Source organism: Paenibacillus sp. AN1007 (assembly GCF_040702995.1).
Lineage (GTDB): Bacteria > Bacillota > Bacilli > Paenibacillales > Paenibacillaceae > Paenibacillus.
In genome coordinates this window covers 6315341-6333203 of record NZ_CP159992.1, presented here as the reverse complement: position 1 = coordinate 6333203, position 17863 = coordinate 6315341, and the positions used below count along the sequence as shown (strand labels likewise).

Annotated in this window: 15 protein-coding genes; 5 read left to right on the top strand and 10 right to left on the bottom strand. The window is 47.0% G+C overall.

Translation table 11 applies throughout. From position 1 onward, the window contains the following. Positions 1-260 precede the first annotated feature (260 nt). Positions 261-869, top strand: coding sequence for an SMI1/KNR4 family protein (locus ABXS70_RS28420; RefSeq protein ID WP_342553194.1), 609 nt, complete (start codon positions 261-263; stop codon positions 867-869). Between the two features lie 169 nt (positions 870-1038). After that, positions 1039-2040: a cation diffusion facilitator family transporter gene (locus tag ABXS70_RS28415; protein WP_342553195.1), complete on the top strand. Its 1002-nt coding sequence runs from the start codon at positions 1039-1041 to the stop codon at positions 2038-2040. A gap of 211 nt (positions 2041-2251) precedes the next feature. Here ABXS70_RS28415 and ABXS70_RS28410 read toward each other — a convergent pair whose 3' ends face one another. Then, on the bottom strand, positions 2252-2839 hold the full coding sequence (locus ABXS70_RS28410; RefSeq protein ID WP_366292756.1) for an NAD(P)H-dependent oxidoreductase: 588 nt from the start codon (positions 2837-2839) through the stop codon (positions 2252-2254). A gap of 134 nt (positions 2840-2973) precedes the next feature. Here ABXS70_RS28410 and ABXS70_RS28405 point away from each other — a divergent pair, with 134 nt between their 5' ends. After that, positions 2974-4008 carry an AraC family transcriptional regulator gene (locus ABXS70_RS28405; RefSeq protein ID WP_366292754.1) on the top strand — a complete coding sequence of 345 codons (1035 nt, stop codon included), beginning with the start codon at positions 2974-2976 and terminating at the stop codon, positions 4006-4008. Between the two features lie 221 nt (positions 4009-4229). Then, positions 4230-4730, top strand: a complete 501-nt coding sequence (locus ABXS70_RS28400; RefSeq protein WP_342553198.1) for a hypothetical protein — start codon at positions 4230-4232, stop codon at positions 4728-4730. A gap of 717 nt (positions 4731-5447) precedes the next feature. On the opposite strand, the gene ABXS70_RS28395 is transcribed toward ABXS70_RS28400, so the two are convergent. The 7 genes from ABXS70_RS28395 to ABXS70_RS28365 all read right to left on the bottom strand — a co-directional run bounded on the left by ABXS70_RS28395 (position 5448) and on the right by ABXS70_RS28365 (position 14324). Then, positions 5448-6521: an ABC transporter substrate-binding protein gene (locus tag ABXS70_RS28395; RefSeq protein WP_342553199.1), complete on the bottom strand. Its 1074-nt coding sequence runs from the start codon at positions 6519-6521 to the stop codon at positions 5448-5450. Further along, on the bottom strand, positions 6518-7327 hold the full coding sequence (locus tag ABXS70_RS28390) for an ABC transporter permease (protein WP_342553200.1): 810 nt from the start codon (positions 7325-7327) through the stop codon (positions 6518-6520). Before ABXS70_RS28390 ends, ABXS70_RS28395 begins: the two co-directional genes overlap by 4 nt. Then, a complete protein-coding gene (locus ABXS70_RS28385; protein ID WP_366292750.1) occupies positions 7302-8135 on the bottom strand; it encodes an ABC transporter permease in 834 nt (277 codons plus the stop codon). The genes ABXS70_RS28390 and ABXS70_RS28385 overlap by 26 nt, the downstream gene beginning before the upstream one ends. Further along, the gene (locus ABXS70_RS28380) at positions 8125-9234 is read right to left on the bottom strand and encodes an ABC transporter ATP-binding protein (RefSeq protein WP_123064123.1); all 1110 of its coding nucleotides are present in this window, start codon (positions 9232-9234) and stop codon (positions 8125-8127) included. The genes ABXS70_RS28385 and ABXS70_RS28380 overlap by 11 nt, the downstream gene beginning before the upstream one ends. A 449-nt stretch (positions 9235-9683) precedes the next feature. Then, positions 9684-12191 (bottom strand): S-layer homology domain-containing protein, encoded by a 2508-nt coding sequence (locus tag ABXS70_RS28375; RefSeq protein ID WP_366292746.1) that lies wholly within the window; start codon positions 12189-12191, stop codon positions 9684-9686. Positions 12192-12270: 79 nt separating this feature from the next. Continuing rightward, a complete protein-coding gene (locus ABXS70_RS28370; protein WP_342553202.1) occupies positions 12271-14067 on the bottom strand; it encodes an InlB B-repeat-containing protein in 1797 nt (598 codons plus the stop codon). Positions 14068-14141: 74 nt separating this feature from the next. Further along, a complete protein-coding gene (locus tag ABXS70_RS28365) occupies positions 14142-14324 on the bottom strand; it encodes a hypothetical protein (RefSeq protein WP_366292743.1) in 183 nt (60 codons plus the stop codon). A 256-nt stretch (positions 14325-14580) separates the two neighbouring features. On the opposite strand from ABXS70_RS28365, the gene ABXS70_RS28360 reads away from it, so the two are divergent. Then, entirely contained in the window at positions 14581-15843 is a 1263-nt protein-coding gene (locus ABXS70_RS28360; RefSeq protein ID WP_366292740.1) for an MFS transporter, read from the top strand. Positions 15844-15983: 140 nt separating this feature from the next. Here ABXS70_RS28360 and ABXS70_RS28355 read toward each other — a convergent pair whose 3' ends face one another. Next, positions 15984-16445: an NUDIX domain-containing protein gene (locus ABXS70_RS28355; RefSeq protein ID WP_342553204.1), complete on the bottom strand. Its 462-nt coding sequence runs from the start codon at positions 16443-16445 to the stop codon at positions 15984-15986. Between the two features lie 131 nt (positions 16446-16576). Beyond that, positions 16577-17839: a nitric oxide synthase oxygenase gene (locus ABXS70_RS28350; protein WP_366292735.1), complete on the bottom strand. Its 1263-nt coding sequence runs from the start codon at positions 17837-17839 to the stop codon at positions 16577-16579. Positions 17840-17863 lie beyond the last annotated feature (24 nt).

Here is a 17863-nt window from a genome sequence, read left to right as displayed (position 1 = left end):
AAGCGTGAGTCGCAGGGTCCCCTGCCGCTCACGCTTTTTTGGGGTTGTTAAAGATAGCAAATCGCAGCTGCATAGAGCACGAGTGCACTTTTATACATCAAATTAGTTCAATATATAGAGCTCCCGCCTTGGGTCTATCGTTTCTTGTACAAGCTTTTGGAGTAACTTTATAGTATAAGTTGAATCATGTATTCACACCAAAACGAATAGGATACCGGATACGTTTTGGAATATCCACTCTCCTAAGGAGGCGAAACAACATGTCAGAGCCGAGATCGGAACAGCGTATCGATGAATTAATGGATGAGCTGCTGGAACTGTTGGAAGAAAAGGTTCAGGACGAGGAAAACCAGGAGCTGCTGGAAGCTTACCGCGAACGGGAAGGGGCAGCTGATGAGGAACTGGATTCGTTCGAACAGCATTACGGTATACGTCTCCCACCCGATTTCCGGGCATTTTACAAACGTAAAAATGGTAGTGGATATGCCTTTCATGTCCTGTTCCCAGGCGATGCAGCACGAAATGAGGACAATGTCTTCTACATGTTATCGCTGGAACAGATGCAGCAGGAAAACGACGGTACGGTAGAGATTCCGATGGAAGACTACTTTTCCAAGGAAGAAATGCTTGAGCTGGATCCGCGAATCAAACCTTATCTGCATCAGAAGTCGTGGATTACCTTTGGTAAGCTGGGGGGCGGCTCACTGTATTTAATGCTGGACTTTGACCCAGCAGAGCAGGGAACATATGGGCAGATCATTATGTTCACACACGATCCTGACTTTGTCTATTACACAGCTGAAACCTTCACGGAGCTGCTGGAGCAGTCCAATCGTAATCTGCGTGAGATAGAAGCAATCGAATATTAAGTTGGCACGCAGCGACAGCCGGATTTTGTTGGATGGCGATATGACCATTTTTTCATAATGCTGGGAGATGCGAAGGCGAGTATAATAACATTTAGTGAAATGCACAAACTACCGGAACAAGGACTGTCTTTCTACATCAACTACATATTATCTGGGAGGAACTACCGAAGTGGCTGAACAACCGAAGTCAGAGAGCTTTATGTCTCTCGTCAAAAAAGGAAACACATCCTCTGCCGTAGCTATGGCCGGAAATGCCATACTTGCGCTGTGTAAGGGAGGAGCCTTTATCTTCAGCGGCAGCGGCGCCATGTTTGCTTCAGCGATGCATTCACTCGCCGATGCCATTAACCAAGGGTTTGTTTTTGTCGGAAGTGTGTTATCCGAGAAGCAGCCTACACGCCGCTTTCCGACCGGATTCGGACGGGTCATCAACATTTTCTGCATGATTGCCGTTATTGTAGTAACGATCATGGCCTATGAAACGATTCATGAAGGCATTCACCTGCTCCAGCATCCTGCTGGTCACTCGGGTGGGCTGTGGATCAACATTGGTGTGCTTGTGCTTAATATTGCGATCGACGGCGCAATCCTCATCAAAGCGATGAAGGAAATTCTCAAGGAAGCCCGCGCGCCAAAAGCGACAGGACTGGCACTCGTACCTGCAGCGATCAAAAACGTAGGACGCGCTGCACCTCCGACCCGCCTCGTATTCTATGAAGATGTCGTAGCTGTGCTTGGGGCAGCCCTTGCGCTCGTGTCCGTTGTCGTTATTGCACTAACCAACTTTGCTTTGCTGGACGGTATTGTTACCACCATCATTGGATGTTTGATGATCGCTGTAGCTTTCCGTGTCGGCTACGACAACATGATTGGATTGATCGGTGTCGCAGCGCCTCAGGATATCGAGGACAAGGTATCCCAGACGATTCTGGCGGACAGCCATGTTGCCGACATCCAGATGATGCGCATCATTCAGGAAGGCCGTTATTACCATGTCGAAGGTTTGATTGAGCTGACCAAAGGCCTGAGCCTCGCAGATGCAGACGATATCAAATTCCGAATTCAGGAGAAACTGATGGCGAACCCGGACATTGCAGATGCAGCCATCTCCATTATTGAAGATGATGGGGTGAACAGCTGGGGCAAAAAACAATCGGACGTGGTGAAATAATATTAAAATCAATGATTATCAGCTGCACCCTTAAGTGTGTGCCGAAGAAGAGACGAAGCGGATTTGTGCCGCTTCGTCTCTTTGATATTTCCCTTTATCGTGTACTGCCCATGTGAATGCTCTTGCGGCATTTCAATGCCAGATCACCTCATAGGCTTTATCTCATTACACATTACTCATGTTGATCATCTTGTTCTTGTTAGTCCGATATTCACCTTGCCTGCTTCACACCCATTTCTTTCACTTTATCCAGCCATTTCTGACGGAACGTTTCCGTAGACTTGCGAATCGGACTAATCTCGGTTACACGCACAGGGGATACACCACTGAATTTAAGGATATTGGATTTCATGATTCGGTGTCCAGCCTGTCTGTATACCAGTAGATTGTATAAGCGTGGTGTATCTGATGTTACGATGAGGTGCGCAGACTTGCCCTTCAGCAATTTGTCCCAAAGAGGTGAATTGTCGCGATATCTCATGGCAAACCCGGGCAGGAAAATCCGATCAATAAAACCTTTCATTACAGCAGGCATCGTTCCCCACCACGTTGGATAAACGAATACAAGATGGTCTGCCCATCGGATAAATTCTTGGGCCTGCAGCAGGTCAGGCTCCAGCTCTGTCCGCTTGCGATAGCCGTATCGCAGATTGGGATTGAACTCGATCTCACTCAGATCGATCAGCTTAACAGCTGCCCCGGATTTTCTAGCTCCCTCTGCGTAAGACGTTGACAGTGCTCTGCAGTAACTCTGCGGGTCAGGGTGTCCGTTAATGATGAGAATTTTATTTGCATTCATACTTGTGTTCCTCCTGTATAATAATGTTCATGAAGGCCGATAAAACGGGTATGTCACAAGCATAGAGCGAACGACAGCATAAACAAATGATCAACGGCGCCGAATCATTGCGGATTCGCGCAAACGGAGGAATTATGAAACATCTCAATCAAAGCGTCTCGATCAGCATGGTGTATCCTATTCTGAAAACGCTGGTACACAAAGGGTTTGATCCCGATTCTTTTTTCCAAGACGTCCATGTAGATCCTGCCCTCATGGCAAACCCGGATGCACGGATACCCGTCACCGAACTGGAACGGATTATGCGGTGCGCTGCTGATTATACGAAAGATTTGTATTTTGGGTTAAATCAGGGCCTAAGACTGGATTTTGCGGACCTTGGCCTGCCCGGATATGTCATGATGCACTCCAAAACGATAGAAGATGCGCTCACGGCTTATCAGCGGTATAACGATATTTTGTACAGCGGCTTTCAACTGGATTGGGAAGGAAACGGACCAGATCTGGTCCTTCGGTTATCGGTGCAAAATGAGAATATTCCCATGTCTCGCCACTGCGTAGAGGATATGGCTGTTTCGGTGCTGCAGCTGATCAACAAGCTGGCTAATCGCCGGGCATTGGTGCGAGAAGTGCATTTTCGTCATGAGGCTCCTGACGCAGCGGGTGATCTGTCTGCTTACATGAACTCATTTGGGGTCGCTCCCCTTTTTGGAGCTGAAAATACCCTCCTGTGTCTATCCAGAGATATTCTGAAGCAGCCCGTATTATATTCGGATGCCAGAATGCTGAAAGTATTTGAGACGATGGCCGAGGAGAGCAGAGCAGATCTCTATGCCTCTCAGCCCTTCTCCAGCAAAGTAAGCCGTTGGATCACAGAGAATCTCCCCTCCTTCTTCCCCACATTACAGCATACAGCAGCGCATCTGGGCGTGAGCATTCGCACACTCCAGAGTCGATTGCGTGAAGAAGGTACAACATATAATCAAATCTCCGTTCAGGTACGGAAGGAAATGGCACAGCGTTATTTAGAAAGAGGCAGCTATTCTATGGGCGATATTGCGTATGCTCTGCATTTTTCGGAGCAAAGTGCATTTCAGAATGCTTTTAAAAAGTGGACTGGACAGACACCCGGACAATACCGGGCAAGTCTCGCTGAATCACAATCCTAATGTTTCCCTTGACCGCCAGCTGTTATGTCATGAGATATACCACGTGTGAGGAGCCTGAATGAAGACTGGCCTACAGTCCGCATACCTAGACTTTAGTCTAGGTGAAGTTTAACGCCAAAGACGGAGGTTGATGTTTTCCAGTTCGTGGTATGCTGTGAGTAACGAAAGCGGTGAATACATACGCTCGGTAAAATGATACTGCATTAAAAAGGAGAGTAATTATGGCTAAACGTACGATTCTTGCACCTGTCCTGATTCTGCTGGGTGTATACCTGATTCTGAATCAAGGCGGCTCTATGGGGCCTGGCACGATCTTTGCTGCCTTCTGGCCTACCTTATTTGTTATACCGCTGGGGCTGTTCTTCCACTGGCTGTACTTCTCCATGATTGGCAGAGGGGTGGGGCTGCTGGTTCCAGGTGGTCTGCTGCTGACTGTTGGGCTTGTCTGCCAGATCGCAATGCTGTTTGGAAACTGGGGTACCATGTGGCCGGGTTTCATTTTGGCGCCAGCCGTTGGTCTGTTTGAACTCTATTGGTTTGGCGGACGGAATAGATGGCTGCTCATTCCGATTAACATTCTGACGGTCCTTTCACTCCTGTTCTTCTCCGTAATGTCCATCGGCTCGGTACTAAACAATATGAGTTATATTCAGCCGTTTATTGCTATTGTGCTGATTGTGGGCGGGGCTTACCTCATCATGGGACGCAAAAAGCATATGTAGTGGCAGTGATATAAGATGCATAAGCTAATTACACTAGGCCACTCCGCGCGCAGAGTAATCTTCCGATCGCTGTTACCCCCTTATTTTTTGAATTCCTTTTTAAAAGGGAAAATCCGGGGATAAAGGCGAACGCTCCGCTTCTACAGCTTATCTCTGCCCTCTCCGTTAATGTGTAACTTGTTAATGATCTGATATCGCACTCAGATGCTGATGCTCTGAAGCAGGTAAAGGATGTGAACCGCCCCTGATCTATTAGTGATCAGGGGTGATTTTGTTAATTGCTGAACCTATGATTGGTGCTGATATGGGTTATGGGATTTGCTCTAGTCGATTAATACAATTTTCCACTTCCCGGATGCATTCTTTTTAAAATTGTACATAATCCCCGTTTCCTTGACGTCCTCATCCATTTCAGGTCCATTTACCTTAGACCTCAACCTTACACTAACATCTATACGGTCTATGTCCTCCTGCTCCGTAATGGTCGGCTTTCCTACAAATTGGTACTGATCTTGGGTATCCAGAAAGAAAAAATTACTTTTCCGATAAGGTTGCACAGCTATTTCATTCACGGAGTCAAACAAACCAAAGAAGCAGCTCCCATCTATGCAGGAGCTGCTTCTCTACAAAAACAATATCCAGAAGATTGAATGTCGGTACATCGAGCAATCGCTGATGGTCTCCGTGAATTGATAGCTGCAGCAACCTGGAGGGCAGCTATTTACTGTGCATTTTAAACTCCAGGAACAGGTCGTTATAATGCGACAGCATTTTTTTGCCCAGATTGTTGTAGACCTCCAGCTTGCTTGTCAAAGTCTCATCCGGATAGAAACGCTCATCCTCTGAGATATCTTCTGGCAGCTGCTTGAGTGCCTCGGCATTCGGTGTAGAATACCCCACGTACTCTGCGTTGCGTGCAGCATGATCCGGGTCCAGCATAAAGTTGATAAACTGGTGCGCGCCGTCCACGTTTTTGGCTGTTTTCGGGATGACCATGCTGTCGAACCAGAGATTTGAACCTTCCTCCGGCACCTTGTAATCCAACTTGTCATTCTGATCCATTATCTCCGATGCATCCCCAGACCATACGAGTCCAACTGCGGCTTCTTCGTTCGCAAGCAGCATTTTGATCTCGTCCCCAACGATGGCTCTTACGTTAGGAGTCAGCGTGGACAGTTTTTGCAGTGCAGCTTGGAGATGGTCTTCGTTCGTATCGTTGAGCGAATAGCCCAGACTGTTCAGACCCATACCGATGACTTCACGAGCACCATCGAGCAGCAGGATCTGATTTTTCAAACGCGGGTCCCACAAATCATTCCAGCTGTCAAATGTCAGACCGCCCACCAGCTCCGGATTGTACACAATACCAACGGTTCCCCAGAAATACGGGATAGAAAATTGGTTATCCGGATCGTAGTTGAGGTTCAGGAACCGGGAATCAATGTTTTTCAGGTTCGGCAGCTTGTTGTGATCGATCGGAACAAGCAGTTTTTCTTCTTTCATTTTGCTAATCGCATATTCGGAAGGAATGGCCACGTCAAACGTTGTGCCACCCTGTTCAATTTTGGTCAGCATCGCTTCATTGGAATCAAACGTCTGATAGATGACCTTCATACCGGATTCCTGCTCAAATTCCTTCAATAGATCCGGGTCGATATAATCACCCCAGTTGTAGATGGTCAGTGTGTTACCACCGGAGTACCCCTGGCTTTTATTCAAGTATGAAGCGAGAATCATCAAGGCAAAAGCGGCCACAAACACAAGTGCAAATGTCCGTACCAGCTGTTTCATGGACGCAGCCCCTTTCCTCCCGCTGGTATGCGTGCTGCACGGCGATTAATGAAGTAATATCCAACCACCAGCAGCACCGTGAGCAGGAACAGCAGGGTAGACAACGCATTAATCGACAGCGACACCCCTTGTCTTGCTCTGGAATAAATTTCCACCGAAAGCGTGGAGTATCCGTTCCCCGTCACAAAGAAGGTTACAGCAAAATCGTCGAGCGAGTACGTCAAGGCCATGAAAAATCCAGCGAAAATACCAGGTTTCACGTAAGGCAGCACAACACGCGTTAGAATCTGCCATGACCCTGCACCCAGATCACGAGCCGCATCCATCAAGGTTGGACTCATCTCCTGCAGCTTCGGCAGCACCATGATGACTACAATCGGCACACTGAATGCGATATGGGACAGCAGTACCGACGTAAAGCCAAGTTTGATGCCAATCATCGTAAACAGGATCAGGAAGGATGCACCGATAATGACATCCGGACTAACAATCAGCACGTTGTTCAGGGATAACAGTGTGTTTTTGGTTCGTTTGCGGCGTACATGATAAATCGCCAGTGCCCCTGCCACACCCAGAATGGTTGAAATGGCCGAAGACAACAGTGCGATAATAAACGTATTTAAGACGATAATCAGCAGCCGGGTATCCGCAAAAACTTCCCTGTACCATTCCAGCGTGAAGCCTTCGAACCCGCGCATATGACCGCCGCTATTGAAAGAATAGAAAATCAGATAGGCAATCGGTGCATACAAAATGGCGAATACAACCGCCAGATAGACGTTAGACAGTTTTCCGTTTCTTCCCATTCCGCACCTCCTTCTTGCCTGATCCGGTCAGAAACATAATAACTGCCATTGCGATAATTAAAAAGACGGCAATCGTCGAACCCATGCCCCAGTCCTGGGTCACGAGAAAATGCTGCTCGATGGCTGTACCCAGCGTAATAACACGGTTCCCTGCAATGAGACGAGTAATCATAAACAGGGACAGCGCCGGGATAAATACCGCCTGGCAGCCTGATTTCACCCCGCTGATTGTCAGCGGAAAGATCACGCGGCGGAACGTCAGCCACGATGAAGCACCGAGATCCCGTGCAGCATAGATCAAGGACGGATTCATCTCTTCCAGCGCGTTAAAGATCGGCAGAATCATAAATGGAATGAAGATGTACACCGACACAAAAATAAAGCTGAAATCGGTGAACAAAATCTGCTGCGTACCAATGCCCACCACTTCGAGTAGGGAGTTGGTCAGACCATACGTACCGAACAAGCCGATAAAGGCGTACGCTTTTAACAACAGATTGATCCAGCTCGGTAAAATGATCAGCAGCAGCCACAGCTGCTTATGCTTCGTTCGGGTCAGCATGTACGCCGTTGGATACGAGATGAGCAGCGAGAACGCTGTAATCAGAAACGCGTACCAGAACGAACTAAGCGTCATCTGCATATACACTGGCGTAAAGAACCGCACGTAGTTGCCCAGTGTGAAGTTACCCTCCACATCAAAGAACGAATAATAGATGACCAGCAGCACCGGCGCTACAACGAACAACACCATCCATAACACGTATGGAATTAGATACGCATTGCGCGTGCTGGCTTTAGTCTGCATGAGCGGCCTCTTGATAAGCTTCGAGTCGTCTATCGAACTCTTCCTCGGTTTCGTTGAAGCGCATAACGTGAATGGCTTCCGGGTCAAAATAAAGCCCGATGCGCGATCCCACGACTGCTTTCTTCGTCGAATGGATCAGCCATTCGTTGCCTGCGTCATCGTAGGTCGAAATCTCGTAGTGCACGCCGCGGAACAGCTGGGAGTCCACCTTCACCTTGAGCTTGCCCTGCTCCTCCGTTGTGATCTCGAAGTCCTCTGGGCGAATGACGATCTCAACAGGCTCGTCCGGCTGCAGTCCCTGATCGACACATTCATACTGTGCACCTGCAAACTCAACGACAAAGTCCTGCTTCATCCTGCCTGCCACGATATTCGACTCTCCGATAAAGTCCGCGACAAAGCGGTTAATTGGCTCATCGTAAATATCATTCGGCGTACCGCTCTGCTGAATGACACCACCGTTCAGGACAAAGATTTCATCAGACATCGCGAGTGCTTCTTCCTGATCATGCGTGACAAAAATAAACGTGATGCCCAGCCGCTGCTGCAGCTCTCTCAGTTCGTACTGCATCTCCGTACGCAGCTTCAGGTCGAGCGCCGACAACGGCTCGTCCAGCAGCAGAATTTCAGGCTCGTTCACAATCGCGCGGGCAATCGCCACCCGTTGGCGCTGTCCGCCGGACATCTCGCCAATCTCCCGGTTCTCATAACCGGACAGATTGACAAACTTGAGAGCTTCCAGCACTTTGCTGCGAATCTCGGATGTTTTCATTTTTTTAATCCGCAAGCCAAAGGCTACGTTCTCGAATACATTCAAATGTGGAAATAACGCATAGTCCTGGAATACCGTATTCACCTGACGCTGATGCGCAGGCACCTTATTAATCAATGCCCCGTTAAAATAAATGCTGCCCTCCGTCGGCTCCGCAAAGCCGGCGATCAGCCGCAATATCGTTGTTTTACCGCAGCCGGAAGGGCCGAGAAGCGTATAAAATTTACCACGTTCAATCTCAAAGCTAACTGCCTTCAATACAGCCTCATCCTGGTCATATTGCTGCGTCACCCGCTCAAACCGAATGATCGGTTGTTGTTCTGACATGCTTCACGCCGCCTCCTTATCCTTGGGTTTATCCTAAGAAACCTTACCTATTATACACGACTTTGAATAAGTCATATCTCGAATATGATTAATTTACCCCATTTTCTTTTGTTTTGAAAGTCAAGCTCTTCCATTCCAAATATTATTAATATGGCAATAAATCTATTTTTTTATTAATTAGTCTTCTATACAAACGGATTAATAGATTCAAGACAGTACAGTGTATCCCCTGACCACGAAGAAAAACAACATCACCGTCATCAATGATTGGATCATTTCTTATCATTTATACAATTCAAAAACAGATATCACAAAAAGAGACGCAGCGGATCGACGTCCTGCCGCGTCTCTTTCAGGTTTATGGGTTATTGACAACGTCTTTGGAGTCCCGCAGACGATAAACTTCTTCATCTCATTACAGTCACATTTCCGTACAGAAATTGGAGAAATTAAATTAGTTTGGACTGTTTCAACAGCCGCTGCATTACAGCCGCTGCTTCAGCGCGGGTCATATGCTTTTTAGGTGCCAATTCTACAGCATGTCTACCTGTAATGAGCCCCTGCTGCAGATTAAATGCAGCAGCACCACGTGCCCAATCTGCCAATTGTTTTGTATCTTGGAATGGATAGAGCATTTCTTCATTCACAGTGCTGACAGGCTGAAGGTTCAACCCGGTTTTAGACATCGCTCTTTCCAGAACAACCATGGCTTGCTCACGTGTAATTCTGTCCTCTGGTCGGAACATGCCATCTGCGTATCCAGCCATTAACCCGAATGATACTGCTGTGTTAACAGCTCCGTTATACCAGTCTGAATCAGCAATATCCGAGAACGATGATGATCCTTGCTGCGGTGCAAGACCCATACCCCGAATCAGGATGGCAGCAAACTCAGCGCGGGTAATGTCGCGATTCGGGCTGAACATTCCTTCGCCAGTTCCTTCAATAATCATCCTTGAGCCCATATCGTTTACAGCTGTTTTGGACCAATGATCCGCAACATCGACATACTCAAGTGGATGCCATACAACGGAATATGTGCTGTTCGTTAGGCTGTTAATTTGAGCAAAGTACGTATCATTATCCTTGATTACTTTTGTTGGCACGTGTCGTATTTTTCCATCGGCATCAATGACTACTCCAGTTGTAATCCGTGTAGGATCAATACCCTCAGGCAGAGCTATGCTTCGCTCAACATAGGCATCAAACTTGGAGATTTCTATTGTCTGATTCTGATGCAGTGCACGAATGGTAAAATCGTACGTAGGGGCAACCAGTGTCAGGTTATTCTGCAACGCAGCGCGCTCTGCACGCTTTACTGTTTCAGCCGATGCAGGACTAACTTCAATCTGAACCTCAATATCTTGAAGCGCGATGCCGCTACCCATCTGACGAGCGATAGCTTCAGGCTTCAAATACTGCGCAGGTATGGTGTATGTCGCTTGAGATGTGCGCAGTTCAAGCACAGCCTTTTTAAGCTCCATATTTTTGACCATCTGCGCATTCAACTGTCCAATGACAATGTCCTCATTTCCTTTAAAGGCAATTGTCACACGTGAGCCTTCACCCTCAGCAGCCAGCTTTGCTTCCAATTTCCGAGAATCCATGTGAACCGTGTTGACAGCTTGTTCTCCCCGAGCACTCTTTACCGATATACCGGCCTGTTCTGCTTTTCCGTTCACCAGAACATCGACACCACCTAGTTGTGGAGGTGCTGCAGGTGACGTCGCAACTGGAGATGGTCTGCTTGGCTCTCCCGTGCTGCCAGAACTTCCGTTACTGCTCGTCCCCCCGCTGCCGACAGTTCCGCCGTTACCGCCAGAACCTCCGCCATTACCATTACTTCCATTACCGTTCACTGTCACTTTTCCTGGAATCAGTGTTTTCTCCATGTCAAGTCCTGATTCGTTAGTGACTTTGAAATAGGCAGCATCTTGAGTGCGTACGCTCAAAGCTTTCTCACCTGCCGCTGCACTACTCTTGATACGGAACGACACGGTAAACATCGTTTGGCCTGATTCAATCCGTGCATCTCCACCATCACGGTCTGCCCATGCTGTCTTTAACCAACCAGCCTGGTTGTTATAATTACTATCAAAATAGAGGTCTGTCCCCCCGATGATACTGGTGACCTCAAGTGCATTAGCATCAAAGTCAATCTGCATACCATAAGAGCCGATTCCGGCCGTTGTGTTTGTTACCGTTACAGGAATTTGTACATTCGATCCTGGCAATCCACTGACAGAACCAATCTGAATATCTGCCTTTTTCACTTCATCTTTGATCCATTTGGCATATAATGTGAGGTTTCCATTGACGATATCCGTTAAGAAAACCCAATCCTCTGTCAAAGCTTCATCCTTGTACCATCCTGCGAAATGATAGCCATCCTTCGTTGGGGATAAAGGCTCATTTATAAGCGAACCTTTGCTTACACCTGGAGTATTCTCTACTAAGCTGCCACCTGTGGAGTCAAATATAACGGTATATCGGGGAGTCTTCACTGTAATTTCCCCCTGAATACCGAATGAAGGATTGGCCGGTTCATTACTCTCGTACAAATCGTGTTTAGTTACATCGAGAATTATCGATCCTGCTGGCACGTTATCCTTGATTTTAAAATGGATTGTAGCTACCTTGGTTCTCTCTGTCACAATTATATTTTCAATTAAACTAGCCTGCATCTTAATAATACCTGCGGTCGATACATCTGTATTAAACTCTTCTTGAGGATTTATTAAGAGTTCATTAGTCACCGCCCGATCCTGCACAAGTTCCAGTGACTCTGAATCATATTGTATATGAATGCTGTACTTATAAATGAATTCATCCGGTGTAACATACACCGGCACGTCGACCAGTTCACCTGAAAAACCTTCTGCCTGAATTAATTCGACTGTATCAGGTGAGGGAGAGTTATCCGCCCAAACAACAGCACTTAAACTGGCGGGCAACATTATACTTATAATTACCAACATGGCAATAAGCTTTTTACATACAGTGTTATGTTTGTAGAACCTATGCGTCTGCATATATTCAACCCTTTCCTACATATAGACTTAAAATAGCATGTACATCTCGTTCATCCAGAACGCCATCCTCATTGACATCTAAAGCTTGAAGCTGTTCAGCGGATAATGTGATTTTCCCCTTTAAATATCTGGTCAGCAGCAGCGCGTCAGCGGCTGTAACAATGCCATCTCCGTCAGCATCCCCTTTAAGGAATCCACTATAATACGCTGTAAATGTAATTGGTGCTGTAATCGTTAAGACCTGTACTTGCGCTGTGCTTAACTTGGTAACTCCCCCGTCGCTGCTCCAACCGACAAACCGGTAACCATTTGCTGGCGTGACGTTTGGCACATCCACTGGATGGCTGCCAGGTAGTATTTGCTCACTTGTTCCACTGATGGTGCCATGCTCGCCAGGTTCATAGCCAACTGTTATATTTGAAGACAACCACTTGGCATATAGAACAATATCCGTTCCGCCCATAGTAAACGTATCCCCGCTGGCATAATTAGTTCCACTACCATCCGCAGCAGTATTCCATCCGGCAAATGTATGACCCAGTTTTAATAAATTCCCCGTATTTCCAAACACAGTGACAGTGTCTTGATCCTCATATACTTTCAAGTCATTCGGTATAGTACCATCAGAAGCTCCGTTACTGTCATAGGATACTTGACTTCCTTCCGCATATGTCATCATGACGCCGCCTATGCCAGTGGTGCTGTCTGTGTAAGCGATATACGGTACATCATCATGATCAATAGCAAGCATTGTTTCATAAACTGCTTCTGCAGAAAAACTGTTCTGTCCAACCGTTTCCCATCCATTGACACCATTGTATTTCATCACTGTTGCTTTAGCTTGATTGCCTTCTCGATAAGCAATATAGGGAACTCCCTGACTATCCAAAGCTAATGCTGTGAAAGCAGCCCTATCGGGGGTAAAACCCTCAGAACCTACTGGAGTCCAACCGCTCTGCTCATCGTAAGACAGTACTGTAGCTTTATAATCATGAAGCCTGTCCACATAAGATATATATGGCTTCCCTTGATACACATCAAAAGAAGCAAGATAATTTGAGTTCGGATCTAACGCATTATTCCCAAGCCGTTCCCAATTGGTAGATTCGGTGTATTTCATTACGATTGTGTTATAGCCATTATATGAATACTGATAAGATAAAAAGGGTACCCCGTTATCAACCTTAAGTGTCATACGGTAAATACTATCTGGTGAATAGATTTCCTTGCCCACATACTCCCAATTCCCGGTTGTCGAATCGAGCTTCATAACGTATATTTTTCTATTATTACCAAAAGCAAGATAGAAGGTCCCATCCTCACCAATGGCCATACTTGGTTCATGTCCCCACAATGGTACGGAACTTGGATTTCCTACTGGAGACCAACCACTCCCCTCGGTATACTTCATAATCGTAGTTTTATTCTCTAAAGAACGGTCTGGATACACGATGTAAGGGATGCCGTCACGTACTACAATCGGAGTATGATAGAATGTTTGATCGTTAATTCCCGTTTTATCCAACTTTGTCCAACCATCTGTGCTCCGGTATCTCATGATCTCGATGCTGCCATTCTCATTTTGCAAAGTCACATAGGCAGCTCCATTGTCCACTGCCATATCTGTGTATCGCATGTATTTCGTATAAAAGTGCTCCCCACCCAGAACCTTCCACTTGCTTGAAGCTGCATAGGCACGGTCAGAATCTGCCCCCTGGAATATTACAAGCGGCCCAACGATGAATGCAAATACCAGCATCCATATAACAGCTTTTCTGCTGCTCTTACTGCTCTTTTTCATTTATTTCTTCCCCCTCGTTCGGCACAGTACTGCAACATATCACCCATCATAAAAAAATCAACCTTAAAAAAACCTTAAAAATCGACAATTTTCACTATCAATTCCTCTCCACGATGAAGAGCCCCCTCGAAAAATAGGGGGTCTTTTGCAACAGCCATATGATATAGAACCTCTATAATTTGCCTTATAAATGCATTTAGCATTTCACATCCTGATCCAGATAAATCCCACGAAAGTGATATCTCCCACTTGTTCAAGAGAAATCTCCTATAGGTCCGATGCACCTTCCTCATCATTGATCAATATTATGAATCGTTCCACTGCACAGCCTTATTAACTCATCCCTTTTACTACAAAACTGCATTCTAAAACTTCCAATACTATGTTGTTATCGGATTTTCGATTGATAACTGTTCCGAAACAGTATCCGTCCAAGTAATACCAATCAAGAGCTCTGTATATGACGTATGAAGCGGAGACAGGTAATATCATGGATATGAGGTGAGGAGAATCATGGAGATGCGCCGTAATCTGCCCCTGTTAATCGGTATCTGTTTTCTTAGCCAAATGGGCGGATTTATGATTCTGCCTTTGTTTCCGCTGTTTATGGAGGAATTCGGTTTGTCCGGCTGGATGCTCGGAATGATATTTGCCCTGTTTTATGTCGGGAAAGTGATCGGCGGCGTTCCGGCAGCAGCTCTTTACCGTAAACTCGGGGGCAAACGAGCACTAATCTTCATGCTGGCTGCACTCGCCTTGTGTATGGGGGGATTCGCCGTATCCAAGTCCGCAATTTTCTTCGGTCTCCTTCGCCTGCTGCAGGGACTCGCCTCTTCCGGCCTGACCGTAGTGGTACGCTCCATCATTGGGGATGGCGGCAGTGTCGAGAATCGGGGCTTGTACAACGGTTATATCAGCAGCAGTGAAGGTGGTGGTATGGTTCTTGGCCCGGTGATTAGCGGCTGGCTTGCCATACACTGGCCCTTGTCTGTACCTTTTCTGCTGGTCGCACTCTGCTGCCTCATTGCAGTCGTTACAGCCATGGGTATCAAAGACTCCACACGGAAACAATCTGTATCATTAGAAGCTTCCCATTCAGTCAACAATCATCATTACAATCGGAATCAGAATAATCAAAAGAATGTTCCTCCTCCGGCAGCTCCCACGACAGAATCCATTCAGGCAATATCTCATCCGGTTACAATGACAAAGAGACCACTGCTTATCGGTTACATTACAGTACATGCTTTGGAGATGAGTGCCTATGCTGTTTTTCTGACGTATTTTGCGCTCTACGCCTCTCAAGTAATGCAGTGGAGTACTTTAGCCGTCAGTCTAGCCTTCACCATAGCCGGTGTATCTACCCTTGCTTCCGCCCCTTTAGTTGGTTTTCTTTCCGACCGATTGGGAGATCGGCTTCTATTATGCATGCTCGGAATGTCCCTGATTGGGGTAGAAGTCATGGTCTTCTTGAGTACGTCTGCCCACCTCTGGGTATACATCGGTATGTTCATTGGGGGTATTGGCGGAGCATGTTACATGGATTCTTTTTTCGCGCATATTGGTGATCACGTCCCTGAAGCGAATCGAAGCTCCGCCATTGGTAAAATTGTCTCCTCAGCCGAGATCGGCTCTATCGTTTCTCCTCTGATTGCAGCGCTTTTGATGGAGACTTCATCCCTCTATGCTGTGTTCGTCTTCAACCTGCTTTTGATCGCAGCGGCCATTGCTGTCCAGGCTGTGATGCGAACCCGGTATCGGGTAAAACAGGGGTGAGGGAGTTTTTTATTTGCAAATCATCTGGACCAGGCTGTAAATATTGTTCATGACTCAAAATTGCGGCTGTAAAATCTGCAGCTGTCACAGAATGCTAAAAGAGATGCTGACCTACCTAAAGGTGCATCTCTTCGGAACGTTTAGAGCAGCATATTCAAAGCGTGTGCATTTTCTAGAATTTTTTGTTTTATATACGGATCTGTTCTCTCAGGCAGCTCTGTCAGACTATAAAACCCTGCTTCAACAACTTCTTCCCCATCAGGCTTTAACTCTCCTTCATACTGGGTACAGATATAACCAATAACTACATTGTAATATTCATCACCATTTCTTAATCGAGTATGTAACTCTTCTCCCGAAAATACACCGTATAACTGTAATCTTTTCATTTCTATGCCGATCTCTTCTCTAACTTCTCTTCGTGCGCATTCTTCAACAGACTCCCCCAGTTCCATCATTCCACCCGGTACTCCCCAACTGTTATCATCCCTATACCTGACTAATAGAATCTCCTGCTTGTGATTAACAATAAGTACACTTGGCCTCACCAAAATTAATGGAGTATTCCCCACCAGCCCTCGCAGCATCTCAATGTATCCCATACTATCGCCTCCCTATAATGTATGTACTAAGTATGGAGCTGTTTCATGTATTCATATATAGAAAAAAGTGGGTTTGAATTTTCATATTTTATATACAGAAAGATCCAAAAAAATAAACCCGCTCACACAACTTAATGTGCAAACGGGCATTTCATTGGAGTACTCTCGGCCTGAGACTTCCCTGCCTGCGACCGAGCGGGTTCAGCAGATGGATACGCTCGGAGTGTCTGATTCGGCTGCTCAACACGCTGCTTACTGCTGCTCGGATCAGCAGCCACGGCAATGCTGCCCTGAAATTGATATGCAGGGTCCTGGTGGAAAAAGTTCGGCTTAACAATCTCATTCCGGTAAGAACTGTGGAAAATATGGGTGGTGGCTGGAGATACCGGAGGGATCAACCACACCCAGTCTCCGGTCAGCTCGCGTCCAGCCTTCTCTTCCCGCTGTTCAAACAGGGCAAATTGTGAAGCAGCCGTATGATGGTCTACAATGCTCACGCCTGCCTTCTTGAAGGAATGCAGCACAGCCACGTTCAGCTCCACCAGAGCGCGATCCTTCCAAAGTGTCGTTTCACTCGACGTATTCAGTCCAAGTGCTTCAGCTGCAGCCGGCAGCTTGTTATATCGGAAGGTGTCGGCCAGATTACGCGCACCAATCTCGGTTTCCATATACCATCCGTTAAACGGTGCTGCCGGGTAGTTAATACCCCCGATCTCCACACGCATATCCGCAATCATTGGCACACCGTACCAGCGTAAACCCAGCTCGGCGATCTCGGTACACTCAGGGTGCTCAATCTGTACCTCGACGATCTCATCGTCAGGAATCACGTACCATTCTGGAGCTTGTCCTTGGGCCTGGATAATGAGCGGCAGCACATCATAATCCCCGCCAGCTCCCTGCCAGCCGAGTGAGATAGCAGCTTTGGTGAGCTCAACGGATGCTGGATCACCCACAATACCTTTTTCCGTCTCGTATCCCGCATACCGGATCAACTGGTGATTCCAGATGCGGATGGGCGCTCCGGATGGGCCTTCCGGCGGCAAGATCGTGATTGTCGGAATGATCTTCCCCCCGTTTGAAGCATTATGGATGTGATCCAATACCGCTTGCGCAGCTGTACCTGCCGTATCCGCATGCCGGGCATCCACGATTCGCAGCTTGTCCCAGAACAGACGACCGATACAGCGGTTGCTGTTCCGCCAAGCCATTCTGCAGCCATGTTCCAGCTCTTTGGCGGTGTGGATATAAGTACCTGTTTCTTCTATTTCGCGTGTAATGGCAATAAGCCGGGCCTCTGCGTCTTCACGCGTATGGCCCAGCTCTTCATAACTTGTATATATAAACCGTTCAGCTTCTTCCTGCAATCGATCCAGGTCTGTCCGCATTTTCATTCCACCATTCTGTACATCTTGGAT